Here is a 12726-nt window from a genome sequence, read left to right on the forward strand (position 1 = left end):
TCAGGGCTTTCTGTTGTGAACGGGCAGAGCGATGTCGACGGCCGGTTCGTCACGGGGGATCGACTGGCAGTTCGCGAAGTACACCTCGCGCGGCGGTCCCGCGTCGGGGATGCCGTTGGCCCGGACCCAGTCGAAGACGAGGTCGTACGCGAGCATGATCCGCGGGTACGCGCACTCGTCCATCGTGATCGTGCAGTACGCCTCGTGGTGCGCCGGTTCGACCCGGATACCGATCCGGCCGTCCGGGTCGACCAGACCGCCGAACGGTACGCACACCTCGACGGTCGCCTGCGCGTCCGGTGTCACCGCGCCGTGGTAGATCACCCACGACCCCGCGGTCACGGTCGCGCCTGCCTTGTGCAGGTACGTCATGATCTCGTCGGTGCACGACACGATCACCCCGATCAGCTGTTGCTGGTCGGTCTCGGCCCGGATCGACGCGATCTTGGTCGCGGGCACGTCCCGGGTGTGTACCGGGCGTGGTGTCAGCCCGGACGTACCGGTCCGGGCCAGCCGGTCCCGCAGGTACTGCAGCGTCGCCCGGCGCGCGGCCGTGGTCGCCTCCTCGGCGGCCCACCACCGGTCCAGCCGGATCAGCGCCTCCTCGTCGGTCCCCGCCAGTACTTCGGTGATCGTCGCGAGCGGCATGTCCAACTGCCGCAACACACTGATCCGCCGAGCACGCTCCAACTGCTCCTCGGTGTACCAGCGGTACCCGTTGGCCGGGTCCACCTGAGCCGGCGTAAGCAGCCCAGACACGTCGTACAGCCGCAAGGCCTTGTGCGACAGCCCGGTCCGCCGCCCGAACTCACTGATCGTCAACACACCATCATCAAACCCTCTGCCCCAGGGGCAAGGTAAACCCTCACATCTGTTTGGGCGTTAGGACGTGGGTCGGTAGTGCGGCGAGTAGGGCGTCTGCGTGGCGGCGGTAGCCCAGGTTGTTGGGGTGGAACGCGTCTGGTGCGAGCATGCCGCGCCACGGTGGACGTGCGTGCCGGGAGACCTCGGCAACCGGCAGGCCGCGGGAGCCGGCCGTGCTGCTGATCCACTGGTTGATTCCGGACACGTACGGGCTGACTGCTCCGCCGACGCGCCACAGCCGGTCCGGAACGGTCAGGTCCATCACGACCGACGACGACGGGAGCCGGTCGATCACCTGGCGTAGGTGGTCGCGGAAGCGCTTTGGTGGGGTAGCGAGGATGTCGTTGTTGCCGATGCCACAGGTGACCAGTGCGGGATTCAGTCCGTCCAGCAAGGGCAGCTGGTCTTCCAGTACGTGCCGGGTCTGCGCACCGGATCTGGACAGGTTCAGTACGCGCCAGGGTGTTCCCTTGCGGCGTAGTGCGTTGAGGACTTGGCCGACGTACCCGTGCAGTGGTGACGACGCACCCAGTCCTTGTGCGGTCGAGTCGCCCAGTACGACCCAGAGCGGACCGTTGGCTGTCAGTACATCCGCGTTCTGTCTGGTCCAGTAGTCCGCGTACGTGCGCGCCTGCACGTCTACGTACGCCACGCCGTCCAGCCACCGCTGGATGGTCAGCCGCGAGCTGGTCCGCTCCGCCTCCCCCCAGCGCATGATGGCGCGGTGCAGCGCACCGATCGGTGTGGTCAACGTCGGTCCCCCAGAGGTGAACAACAGGTGACCGACGAATGTACAGGCGGAAGGTTAACGACCCCGTCGACCGCTCAGAGCGCGCGCAGCAGCACCAGACAGCGCGGTGCGAGCGGCACCGTCGCACCGGCTTCCACCTCGGTCACCATGCTGTTGCTGGTGTCCAGCACGACCTCGTACGCCGGTGCCCAGGACGCGTCCGGTACGACGACGTTCTGTGTCTCCGGTGTCGCGTTGAGAGCCATCAGGAACGAGCTGTCGGTCAGCGCGTTGCCCTCCGCGTCGGTCGCGCGCAACGCATCACCCGCCAGGAACATCCCGATGGTCCGCAGGTTGCCGTCCGACCAGTCCGCGTCCGTCATCTCACCACCGTGCGGCGCGATCCAGGACAGGTCCTTCCGGCCACCGGAGACGACCGGTTGTCCGGAGAAGTAGTGCCACTGCCGCAGCGCGGGGTGTGCGGCCCGAAGCGCCAGCAGCTTCTTCGTCAGTGCGAGGTGATCGGACCAGCTCTCCGGCAGCGACCAGTCGAACCAGGAGATCTCGCTGTCCTGGCAGTACGCGTTGTTGTTGCCGTGCTGCGTCCGGCCGCACTCGTCGCCGGCAGTGATCATCGGCACACCGGTGGACAGGATCAGCGTGGCCATCAGGTTCGCCATCTGGCGTTTGCGCAGCACGGTCACGCGCCAGTCGTCGGTCTCGCCTTCGACGCCGCAGTTCCAGGAGCGGTTGTCGTCGGTGCCGTCGCGGTTGTCCTCGTGGTTCGCCTCGTTGTGCTTCTGCTCGTAGCTGACCAGGTCGCGCAGGGTGAACCCGTCATGCGCGGTGACGAAGTTGATCGACGCGTACGGGTAGCGGCCGTCGTCGCCGTACAGATCACTGGAGCCGGACAGCCGGTACGCGAGGTCCTTCACGCCGTCGGACGTGTTCCGCCAGACGTCCCGGACACTGTCGCGGAACTTACCGTTCCACTCCGACCACGGCGGCCCGAAGTTGCCCACCTGGTACCCGAACGGGCCGACGTCCCACGGCTCGGCGATCAGCTTCACCCGGCCGAGCACCGGATCGGCCGCGACCTCGGCCAGGAACGGGTGACCGGGGATGTCGACCTCGTGCCGCTCGTTACGGACCAGCGTCACGGCCAGGTCGAACCGGAACCCGTCGACGCCCATCTCCTCGACCCAGTAGCGCAGCGAGTCCATCACCAGTCGGCGTACCTGCGGGTGTGACGTGTCGACCGAGTTGCCGGTGCCGGTCACGTCGTACATCGCCGCGCCCTGACCGAGCCGGTAGTACGCCCGGTTGTCGATGCCGCGGAAGCTCAGCGTCGGTCCGTCGAAACCGCCCTCCGCGGTGTGGTTGTAGACCACGTCCAGGATCACTTCGATGCCGGCGGCATGGAACGCGGCGACCATCGACTTGAACTCGGCCACCTGCTCGCCGAGCGACCCGGACGACGAGTACGGCGCGTGCGGCGCGAAGAACCCGAGCGTGTTGTAACCCCAGTAGTTCGGCAGGCCGCGGGCCGCGATCGACGGCTCGGTGAGGAAGTGGTGGATCGGCAGCAGCTCGACCGACGTCACACCGAGATCGGTCAGGTACCGGATCACGGACGGATGCGCCAGCCCGGCGTACGTACCGCGCTGATGCTCCGGAACGTCCGGATGCAGTTTGGTGAAGCCATTGGTGTGCAGCTCGTAGACGACCGTCTCGCCCCAGTGCACCGGCTTGCTGATCGGTGGCGGCGGCGGGGAGTCCGCGACGACGACGCCGACCGGCACATGCCCGGCCGAGTCGCCCTCGGAGGAGTCGTAGATCCGCGGGCTGTCGTAGTCGAGCTCGCCGTCGACGGCCCGCGCGTACGGGTCGAGGAGCAGCTTCGACGGGTCGAACCGCAGCCCGTGCGACGGGTCGAACGGGCCGTGCACCCGGTACCCGTACCGCTGGCCGGCACCGACGCCCGGTACGAAACCGGTCCAGAACTCACCGGTATGGGCCAGATCGAGATTCCGCTGGCTGCCGTCGGCGTCGATCAGGGCCAGCTCGACCCGCTCGGCGGCCGGCGCCCAGAGCGTGAAGGTGGTGCCATCGGTCTGGACCACCGCGCCCGGACGCGGTCCGGTGCCGACGGACAGGCCGGGAGCACTCGGGGCATCGGTCGCTTCTTTCACCGGCACATTCTGCACAAGCCGTCCGACATTCACGATAGTGAGGTGGTTGTGTTCGTGAGACGGTAGTTGCGAACGGCTCTGCGCAATGATACGCAAGGACCGTTATTAATTCACCCACCCCAGGGGAACACATGTCGGAACAGCTTGCCGGTCTGACCGTGGGTCTGATCGGCGCGGGCAACATCGCCCACATCCACGCCCAGTCGTGGCAGGGCCTCGGGGCCCGCGTCCTGGTGTACTCCGTCGACGGCGCGCAGGAGCTGGCGGAGCGGTACGGGCTGGAGGTCGCCCCGTCGCTGGACGGTCTGCTGGCCGAAGCCGAGTTCGTCGACATCGTCACGCCGTCGGCGACGCACAAGGAGATCACGCTGGCCGCGATCAAGGCCGGCAAGAACGTGATCTGCGAGAAGCCGCTGACGCTCACCGCGGCCGACTCGCACGAGGTGATCGACGCGGCCCAGGCGGCCGGCGTCCGGCTGTACCCGGCGCACGTGGTCCGGTACTTCCCGGCGTACAAGGCGGCGTACGACGCGATCCAGGCCGGCCGGATCGGCGACGTCGCGGTGGCGCGGTTCTACCGGCAGGCGTCGTCGCCGGCCGGCGCCGGGTGGTACCGGGACGTGGCCCGGTCCGGCGGCGTGATCATGGACCTGATGGTGCACGACCTGGACCAGGCCCGCTGGCTGTGCGGCGAGGTCAGCACCGTGTACGCGGTGCAGAACCCGCCGACCGTCGACGGAGTCAGCCCGGTCAACGTGGCGGCCCATGTCACCCTCACGCACGAGAGCGGCGCGATCAGCCACTGCCGTGCGACCTGGGGCGCGACCGGTACTACGTTCCAGACCGGCTTCCAGGTGGCCGGTTCGGCCGGAGTACTGAAGTTCAGTTCGGACGGCGACACCGGGTACAAGGAAGAGCTGCAGGACGGTACGTCCGGTGGTGACCTGCTGATCCCCGCGTCAGCGCTGGGGGAGAGCCCGTACCTGGTGCAGCTGCGGGAGCTGGCGATCGGTCTGCGCGGCGGACCGGAGCCGCGGGTGCTCGCGTCCGACGGCGCGACCGCGGTGTACCTGGCCGAGGCCGCGCGGGCGTCGATGGAGTCCGGTCAGCCGATCGACATGAAGAGCTTTGTCTCGACGGGAGCAGTGGCATGACGCTGAAGGTCGCGATCGCTTCGTTCGCGCACGTGCACGCCGGCGGGTACGCGCATCTGCTTGCGTCGATGCCGGAGATCGAGTTGCTGGCCGCCGACCCGGACGGCGCCGCCGCGCCGGACGCCGGTCCGCGGGGAGCAGAGTTCGCCGCGCAGTTCGGGATCCGGCACGTCGACACGTACGACGAACTGTTCGCCTGGGGACCGGATGCAGTCGTCGTCACCTCGGAGAACGCCGGCCACCGCGCACTGGTCGAGCGGGCCGCCGCGGTTGGCGCGCACGTACTGTGCGAGAAGCCGTTGGCCACCGAGGTTGCCGATGGTGAGGCGATGCTGGCTGCTTGTGAGGCGGCCGGGACGATTCTGATGGTCGCGTACCCGGTGCGGTTCGCGCCGTCGTACGCGCGGCTGCGGGCGAACGTCGAGGCGGGGCGGCTCGGCGAGGTGTTCGCGATCCTGGGGACCAACAACGGGAAGATCCCGTACGACGCGCGCCAGTGGTTCACCGACGCCAAGCAGGCCGGTGGGGGCGCGCTGGTCGACCACACCGTGCACTGCGCGGACCTGATCGACGGGTTGACCGGCGGGGCGAACGCTACCCGCGTGTACGCCGCGGCGAACCGGATTCTGCACCAGGACAAGGATGTCGAGGTGGAGACCGGCGGGCTGGTCACAATCAACTACGACAACGGGTTGCTCGCCACGATCGACTGCTCGTGGAGCGTGCCGGACAACAGCGCGACCTGGGGCGGGGTGTCGCTGCAGGTGACCGGTACCAACGGTTCGGTGGAGATCGAGCCGTTCGTGGAGCACGTCGGCGGTACGGACCGGTCCGGCGAGGTGTTCCTGGGCATCGGCGGCAACCTGGACGAGTCCCTGCTCGACACGTTCCTGGACGCCGTCCGCACCACCGGCCCAGCCAAGCCAGGCCAGCCGCCCGCGGTAGTCCCCCAACCCGACGGCGCGGTCGGCCTCCGTACCCTCCGCATAGTCGACGCCGCCCGCCGCTCAGCCGCATCTGGCCGAGCAGTAGACGTCTAAACCGCCCACCGGGTGCGCCCCCAGCGCACCCGCCAGTGCGTGGACGCTCAGTCGCTGCACGGTGGGTAGCCACCACCGGCCACCACCACCGGCGACCGGCCGACACCACGACCGGCCGACACCACGACCGGCCGACACCACGACCGGTCGCTGCGGCGGTCGGCTCCGCCGGTGCTGGTTGGCTCTTCTTCTCTCGCCGCCTCCGCTGCCGTCAGGCAGCGGAGGCGGCGTGCGTTTGGTTGCTGCGGTCCGGTACCGTTCCCGGGAATGTGACCGGCGGGTAAAGGAGCTTCGGGTATGGGCGAGTTCGTCAATCTCTCGGTGCGTGACGGTGTCGGCACCATCCGGCTGGATCGGCCGAAGATGAACGCGCTGAACATCCAGGTCCAGGAGGAGATCCGGACCGCCGCCCTGGAGGCGGCCGCGAACGACGACGTCCGCGCGGTGGTCATCTACGGCGGCGAGCGCGTCTTCGCGGCCGGCGCGGACATCAAGGAAATGGCGGACATGTCGTACGCCGACATGGTGAAACGCTCCGGCCCGCTGCAGTCCTCGCTGTCCGCCGTCGCCGCCATCCCGAAACCGACGGTCGCCGCCATCACCGGGTATGCGCTCGGTGGCGGTTGTGAGCTCGCGCTCTGCGCCGACTACCGGATCGCCGCCGACGACGCCAAGCTCGGTCAGCCCGAAATCCTGCTCGGCATCATCCCCGGCGCCGGCGGTACGCAGCGACTGTCCCGCCTGGTCGGCCCGTCCAAGGCGAAGGACCTGATCTACACCGGCCGCTTCGTCGACGCCGAGGAGTCACTCGCGATCGGCCTGGTCGACAAGGTAGTCCCGCCCGCCGAGGTGTACGACGCCGCGGTCGCCTGGGCGTCGCGGTTCTCCCGCGGCGCGGCGATGGCACTGCGCGCGGCGAAGGAATCGATCGACTCCGGTCTCGGCGTCGACCTGGCCACCGGGCTGGAGATCGAGCGGCAGCAGTTCGCCGCCCTGTTCGCCACCGAGGACCGCACGACCGGGATGAAGTCCTTCGTCGAGAACGGCCCCGGAAAAGCCGAATTCGAGGGAAAGTGATGTCTGCAACCGAGAAGCCGGCCGCTACTGCCGAAGAGGTCGAGGCGGCCTGGAACGACAACAAACTCGCCCAGGTCCTGTACCACGACTGGGAAGCCTCGACGTACGACGAGAAGTGGTCGATCTCGTACGACGAACGCTGCGTGGAGTACGCCCGCGACCGGTTCACCGCGGTCGCCGGAACGGACGGCTGGCCGTACGGCAAGAGCCTTGAGATCGGCGCCGGCACCGGCTTCTTCACGCTGAACCTCAAGCTGGCCGGCGTACTCGACGAGGCGCATGTCACGGACCTTTCGCCGGGCATGGTCGAGGCGGCGAAGAAGAACGCGAAGACGCTCGGGTTCGCGGTCGAGGGCAAGGTCGCGGACGCCGAGCAGTTGCCGTACGACGACGACACCTTCGACCTGGTGATCGGGCACGCGGTCATTCATCACATCCCGGACGTCGAGCTGGCGTTCCGCGAGATGCTCCGCGTACTCAAGCCCGGCGGCCGGTTCGTGATCTGCGGCGAGCCGACCCGGTACGGCGACTTCGTGGCCCGGCGGCTGTCCCGGTTCACCTGGTGGGCGACCACGAACGTGACCAAGCTGCCGGCGCTCACGCACTGGCGGCGCCCGCAGGAGGAGCTGGACGAGTCCTCCCGCGCGGCCGCGCTGGAAGCAGTCGTGGACCTGCACACGTTCGACCCGGACACGCTGGCGCGGATGGCGTCCCGTGCCGGCGCGGTCGACGTCAGCACAGTCACCGAGGAACTGCTCGCCGCGTGGCTCGGCTGGCCGATCCGTACGTTCGAGGCGGCCGTACCGGAGCAGAAACTCGGGTTCGGCTGGCGGATGTTCGCGTACAAGTCGTGGCTGCAGCTGTCCAAGGTGGACAAGGCCCTGTCCTCGATCGTCCCGGACGAGCTGTACTACAACGTCTCGATCACCGGTGTGGCTCCCGTGCGGCAGTAAGGTGTGTTGATGCGCTTGCTGTCCGTGCCGAATCTGCGCTGGGTGGTACGCCATCGGGCGTGGTCGCCGTACTATCTGAAGCGGTACTGGCGGTTCGCCTGGTTCAAGCTGCGCCACCCGCAGGTGATCACCGAGGGGTTCGTGTTCCTCGGAAAGCACCTGGAGATCGTGGCGCGGCCCGGGCACGGCCGGATCGTTCTCGGCAAGTGGGTGCATCTCGGTGACGAGACCCGGCTGCGCGCGCACGAGGGCACGCTGCGGATCGGTGACAAGGTCGTGTTCGCCCGCGACGTCACCGTGAACTGCTACCTGGACATCGAGATCGGCGCGTCCACACTGATCGCGGACTGGACGTACATCTGCGACTTCGACCACAAGACCGAGGATCTGGACCTGCCGATCAAGGACCAGGGCCTGGTGAAATCACCGGTCCGGATCGGGCCGGACTGCTGGCTGGCCACCAAAGTCACGATCACCCGCGGTACCGACATCGGCCGTGGTGCGGTGATCGGCGCCAACAGCGTTGCCCGCGGCAACATCCCCGCGTACGCGATCGCGGCCGGCGTCCCCGCCAAGGTGCTGGCCGATCGGGCCACCCGGTATGAGGCGAACGCCGAACGGCGAAAGTACCTCTCCGACCTGACTGAGACGAACGACCGAACCACCAGTCTTCTCCACGCCGGCAGCACTCCGACGCCCGCGCCGGTGGAAGTTCCGGGCACCCGGAGCGTGGTGCCGACGGATGCGGCTGGTGATGGGGTAGAAGCAGATGGTGAAAAAGAGAACCCTGAGGGGTTCTCAAGTTACTCACCAGTCGGGCACTATGGCCCACAGAAACGAACGAATCAGACTTGGGCGTGAACACCAGCGTGAAGCCAGAAGCCGTGAACTTGGAAGCCGCGAAGCCGGAGAGCGCGCTCGGCGCCGAACCGGACGGCAGCGGGACGGACAGCAGTGCGGTGGCTCCGGTCGCGGGTGCGCGGCGCCGGCTGTCACCGCGGCCGGTCCCGGTCAGCCGGCGCCGGAGGCCGCCGGCTGAGCAGGAGCAGCTGACCGGCGCGGTCACGGACGAGGAACGGACCCCGGCTGAGGAGATGGACGACGTGGGTACGCAGGACGAGAAGGCGACGGCCGCCGAAGCCGCCGGCACCACCCCGAACACCGACCCGGCCACCGAGTCCGGAGTCGGCGCTGCTGGTACTGCTGGTGCCGGGGCGGCCGCTGGTAGTGGGACTGGCGCTGGTGCTGGGGACGCGGCTGGCGCTGGGGCGACGACGGCGACCAGGGCCGGGCGTCCGAAGACTGCCGCGGAGATTGTCGCCGAGCAGCGTGCCCGGGAGCAGGCGGCGGAGAACGCGGCGTCGGATGCGGCCGTCTCGGAGGATGCCGCATCCGCTCAGCCGCCCGCCGCTAACGATGCCACCGGCAACAATCACGCCACGGGTGGTGCCGGCAATTCCGGGTCCGGTGGGAACGCTGGTGGTGCCGGGAACGCCGGTGCCGGTGGGAATGCCGGTGGGGCCGGGGATGCTGGTGGTTCGGGCAAGGTGGGTGCGGTCGCGCGGGCGAAGGCGGCTGGCGGGAGTGGTGCCGGAGGCAACAAAACCACCGGGTCGCGCGGCGGGTCCGGCAAGGGTAAGCAGGCGCTGGGCTCGGTCGGCTCCGGCGTTCGCAAGGTGCGGAACCTGATCGCCTCACTGGTTTGGCTGATCGCGGTGCTCGCGGCGGCCGTGCTTGCGCTGGGCGCTCTGTTCACCGCGCTCGACCAGACCAACCAGAGCAACGAGATCGTGCGCTGGATTCTGGAGCGCGGACACGATCTGGTCGGCCCGTTCAAGGACCTGTTCCGGCTGCAGACCGCGAAGAACACTCTCCTGGTGAACTGGGGTATCGCCGCCCTCGTCTACCTGATCGCCGGCAAGCTCGTCGAGCGCATCATCCGCCCGTAGGCGTCGCCACCAGCAGCAGATCGAGAGATTCGTCCAGGTCGCCTGGGCGGATCTCGAAGTCCGTGTACGTCGTGCCGCGCACCAGGTCGGCCAGCTCGTCATCCCAGTCGGCGTACCCGGTCGCCAACTGTGCATCCACGCACGACCCGTACCGCTCCTCCCACGACGTCAGCCGTACGCCGTGATGCAGCCCGAGTGTGTACGTGATCTCGAAATGTGGTTCGAGCAGCTCGGCGAACTCGGCGCCGGTGAGTTCGCGGGTGTGGTACCAGTTCCCGCTCGGGAAGGTCAGCCGATTGGGCGTACTGACCGCGAGCGTCCCGCCCGGCCGGAGGATCCGCGCGCACTCGGATACGAAGCGCGGCTGCTCCCACAGGTGCTCGATCGTCTGCAAGGACGTGACCATCGTGAACGCGTCGTCGGCGAACGGCGTCTGCACCAGATTGCCCCGGACCGTATTGGTCTGTGGATAAACCCGGCGGACGTGCCGCAACGTCGTATCTTCATAGTCGAGACCGGTCACGGAGCTCGCCCCCGCCAGGCGCAGCAGCTCCGCGCCGTACCCCTCGCCGCAGCCGGCGTCGAGGATCCGGCCGGTTCGTTCGATCGGTAGTTGGGCCGTGATCCAGCGATAGGCAGCCTCGTGGCGCGCGAACCAGTAGTTCTCGTGCCAGATCCCGGGCGCGGTCCTCTCGCCGGTCAGCGGTAACGTCTCGGTCACCTGAGTCAGCCTAGTCAGACCTACGGTGCCCGGGACTGTGATGGGACTCGCACGCCACTCATGTTTCTCGCGAGTAACATCCATGCAAGGCTTGGAGCGACCGTTAACCAGAAGGGGTCTCACACGCTATGAAGATCGTCGTCTGCGCGAAGTTCGTGCCGGATGCTACCGCGGATCGTCGTTTCCGTTCGGAGGACAACACGGTGGATCGTGCTGGTGTTGACGGGTTGTTGTCGGAGTTGGACGAGTATGCCGTCGAGACCGCGTTGACTGTGAAGGAGGCCGGGGATGCGGAGGTGACGGTGCTCACGGTGGGCCCGGAGCAGGCCGCGGATGCGGTGAAGAAGGGTCTGCAGATGGGCGCGGACGCGGGTGTTCATGTGGTGGATGAGGCGATTCATGGGTCGGATGCGGTGGCGACGTCGCTGATTTTGGCGAAGGCGCTGGGCCGGCTTGAGGCTGATCTGGTGGTGTTCGGGATGGGTTCGACCGATGGCGGGATGGGGGTTGTGCCGGCGATGGTGTCGGAGCGGCTCGGTCTGCCGGCGGTGACGTTGGGTTCGGAGGTGTCGGTGGACGGGCAGACGGTCCGGATTCGGCGTGATGGTGACACGGCGAGTGACACGGTGGAGGGCACGTTGCCGTTGGTGCTGAGTGTTTCGGATCAGGCGAACGAGCCGCGGTATCCGTCGTTCAAGGGCATCATGGCGGCGAAGAAGAAGCCGGTCGAGTCGTGGTCGCTGGCCGACCTCGGGCTGACCGCTGAGCAGGTCGGTGGTTCGGGTGCGTGGACCGAGGTGGTCGAGGTGACCGCCCGTCCGGCCCGCACGGCCGGCACGATCGTCACCGACGAGGATGGCAGTGGTGCTGCCGAGCTGGTCGGGTTCCTGTCCACGAACAAGTTCCTCTGAGACCTGAGAAGGGACAGCTGAAGTTATGTCTGGGATGTCGAAGGTTCTGGTTCTGGTTGACCACTCCGCGGGTGTGGTCCGTAAGACGACCGCCGAGCTCCTCACCATCGCCCGCCGGCTCGGCGACCCGGTCGCCGTGTTCATCAGCGACAGCGCCGCCGACAGCGCCACGCAGGTGCAGGGGGCGCTGCCGGTGTTGGGGCAGTACGGCGCGACCAAGGTGATCGCGCTGACCAACCCCGACCTCACGCAGTACCTGGTGGCTCCGAAGGCCGAGGCGTTGCAGCAGGTCGCGGCCAAGGTCGAACCGGCCGCGATCCTGATCTCCTCCAACGCCGAGGGCAAAGAGATCGCGGCCCGGCTCGCGATCAAGCTGGACTCGGGCCTGATCACCGACGCCGTCGACGTCCAACCAGCCGACGCCGGTGACGCTAGTGGTGCTGGTGCTGGTGCTGGTGGTGCTGGTGGTGCGGTGGCGACGCAGTCGGTGTTCGCGGGGAACTTCACCGTCCGGTCGAAGGTCACCCACGGCACCGCGATCATCACCGTCAAACCCAACGCCGCGACCCCGGAAGCCGCCGAGACGTCACCGGAGGTGGAGGAGTTCGACGTGACGATCTCCGACACCGCGAAGACCGCGCGGATCACCGACTCCAAACCACGCGAGGCCACCGGCCGGCCCGAACTGACCGAGGCCGCGATCATCGTGTCCGGCGGCCGCGGCACCGGTGGTGACTTCGCCCCGATCGAGGCCTTCGCGGACTCGCTCGGCGCCGCGGTCGGCGCCTCCCGCGCCGCCGTCGACTCCGGCTGGTACCCGCACGCCTACCAAGTCGGCCAAACCGGCAAAACCGTATCACCGCAGCTGTACGTCGCGGCCGGTATCTCCGGCGCGATCCAGCACCGCGCCGGCATGCAAACCTCCAAAACCATCATCGCGGTCAACAAAGACCCCGAAGCCCCCATCTTCGAACTCGTCGACTTCGGCGTCGTCGGCGACCTCCACAAAGTCCTCCCCACCGCCACCGAAGAAGTCACCAAACGCAAGTCCTAACCCAGCCAACCGGACCCGGCAATCCACGCCGGCCGCGTAGTTCCCACCCGGCAGCCCGACCCGATCCACGATCGGGCCGGG

12 protein-coding genes are annotated in these 12726 nt (G+C 68.0%); 8 read left to right on the forward strand and 4 right to left on the reverse strand.

The window, feature by feature from the left end; translation table 11 throughout:
• From HDA44_RS01230 to glgX, 3 genes are all read right to left on the reverse strand, one after another.
• A complete protein-coding gene (locus HDA44_RS01230; RefSeq protein WP_184830551.1) occupies positions 1-825 on the reverse strand; it encodes a MerR family transcriptional regulator in 825 nt (274 codons plus the stop codon).
• A 40-nt stretch (positions 826-865) separates the two neighbouring features.
• Entirely contained in the window at positions 866-1615 is a 750-nt protein-coding gene (locus HDA44_RS01235) for an SGNH/GDSL hydrolase family protein (RefSeq protein WP_184830552.1), read from the reverse strand.
• Between the two features lie 74 nt (positions 1616-1689).
• On the reverse strand, positions 1690-3750 hold the full coding sequence (gene glgX, locus HDA44_RS01240; protein WP_202887817.1) for a glycogen debranching protein GlgX: 2061 nt from the start codon (positions 3748-3750) through the stop codon (positions 1690-1692).
• A gap of 167 nt (positions 3751-3917) precedes the next feature.
• Between glgX and HDA44_RS01245 the strand changes: the two genes are divergently transcribed.
• From HDA44_RS01245 to HDA44_RS36880, 6 genes are all read left to right on the forward strand, one after another.
• Positions 3918-4940: a Gfo/Idh/MocA family protein gene (locus HDA44_RS01245; RefSeq protein ID WP_184830553.1), complete on the forward strand. Its 1023-nt coding sequence runs from the start codon at positions 3918-3920 to the stop codon at positions 4938-4940.
• Positions 4937-5980 carry a Gfo/Idh/MocA family protein gene (locus HDA44_RS01250; protein ID WP_184830554.1) on the forward strand — a complete coding sequence of 348 codons (1044 nt, stop codon included), beginning with the start codon at positions 4937-4939 and terminating at the stop codon, positions 5978-5980. Before HDA44_RS01245 ends, HDA44_RS01250 begins: the two co-directional genes overlap by 4 nt.
• A gap of 297 nt (positions 5981-6277) precedes the next feature.
• The gene (locus HDA44_RS01255) at positions 6278-7057 is read left to right on the forward strand and encodes an enoyl-CoA hydratase/isomerase family protein (RefSeq protein ID WP_184830555.1); all 780 of its coding nucleotides are present in this window, start codon (positions 6278-6280) and stop codon (positions 7055-7057) included.
• Positions 7057-8010 (forward strand): class I SAM-dependent methyltransferase, encoded by a 954-nt coding sequence (locus HDA44_RS01260; RefSeq protein WP_184830556.1) that lies wholly within the window; start codon positions 7057-7059, stop codon positions 8008-8010. Before HDA44_RS01255 ends, HDA44_RS01260 begins: the two co-directional genes overlap by 1 nt.
• Positions 8011-8019: 9 nt before the next feature.
• The gene (locus tag HDA44_RS01265) at positions 8020-8871 is read left to right on the forward strand and encodes an acyltransferase (RefSeq protein ID WP_184830557.1); all 852 of its coding nucleotides are present in this window, start codon (positions 8020-8022) and stop codon (positions 8869-8871) included.
• Positions 8868-9959 carry a hypothetical protein gene (locus tag HDA44_RS36880; RefSeq protein WP_184830558.1) on the forward strand — a complete coding sequence of 364 codons (1092 nt, stop codon included), beginning with the start codon at positions 8868-8870 and terminating at the stop codon, positions 9957-9959. The genes HDA44_RS01265 and HDA44_RS36880 overlap by 4 nt, the downstream gene beginning before the upstream one ends.
• Here the strand turns inward: HDA44_RS36880 and HDA44_RS01275 are convergent.
• Positions 9946-10680, reverse strand: a complete 735-nt coding sequence (locus tag HDA44_RS01275; protein WP_184830559.1) for a methyltransferase domain-containing protein — start codon at positions 10678-10680, stop codon at positions 9946-9948. The two genes, HDA44_RS36880 and HDA44_RS01275, sit on opposite strands and share 14 nt — an antisense overlap.
• 128 nt (positions 10681-10808) lie before the next feature.
• On the opposite strand from HDA44_RS01275, the gene HDA44_RS01280 reads away from it, so the two are divergent.
• On the forward strand, positions 10809-11591 hold the full coding sequence (locus tag HDA44_RS01280; protein ID WP_184830561.1) for an electron transfer flavoprotein subunit beta/FixA family protein: 783 nt from the start codon (positions 10809-10811) through the stop codon (positions 11589-11591).
• 34 nt (positions 11592-11625) lie between these two features.
• Positions 11626-12645, forward strand: coding sequence for an electron transfer flavoprotein subunit alpha/FixB family protein (locus HDA44_RS01285; RefSeq protein ID WP_184830563.1), 1020 nt, complete (start codon positions 11626-11628; stop codon positions 12643-12645).
• The last annotated feature ends 81 nt before the right edge of the window (positions 12646-12726 follow it).

It is taken from the genome of Kribbella solani, assembly GCF_014205295.1.
In the GTDB taxonomy this organism is placed as follows: Bacteria; Actinomycetota; Actinomycetes; order Propionibacteriales; family Kribbellaceae; genus Kribbella; species Kribbella solani.

What these genes read in the sequence shown, in the direction of transcription:
- HDA44_RS01245 (WP_184830553.1), top strand. Translation starts at nt 3,918, where the DNA reads ATGTCGGAACAGCTTGCCGGTCTGACCGTGGGTCTGATCGGCGCGGGC.
- HDA44_RS01250 (WP_184830554.1), top strand. Translation starts at nt 4,937, where the DNA reads ATGACGCTGAAGGTCGCGATCGCTTCGTTCGCGCACGTGCACGCCGGC.
- HDA44_RS01255 (WP_184830555.1), top strand. Translation starts at nt 6,278, where the DNA reads ATGGGCGAGTTCGTCAATCTCTCGGTGCGTGACGGTGTCGGCACCATC.
- HDA44_RS01260 (WP_184830556.1), top strand. Translation starts at nt 7,057, where the DNA reads ATGTCTGCAACCGAGAAGCCGGCCGCTACTGCCGAAGAGGTCGAGGCG.
- HDA44_RS01265 (WP_184830557.1), top strand. Translation starts at nt 8,020, where the DNA reads ATGCGCTTGCTGTCCGTGCCGAATCTGCGCTGGGTGGTACGCCATCGG.
- HDA44_RS01280 (WP_184830561.1), top strand. Translation starts at nt 10,809, where the DNA reads ATGAAGATCGTCGTCTGCGCGAAGTTCGTGCCGGATGCTACCGCGGAT.
- HDA44_RS01285 (WP_184830563.1), top strand. Translation starts at nt 11,626, where the DNA reads ATGTCGAAGGTTCTGGTTCTGGTTGACCACTCCGCGGGTGTGGTCCGT.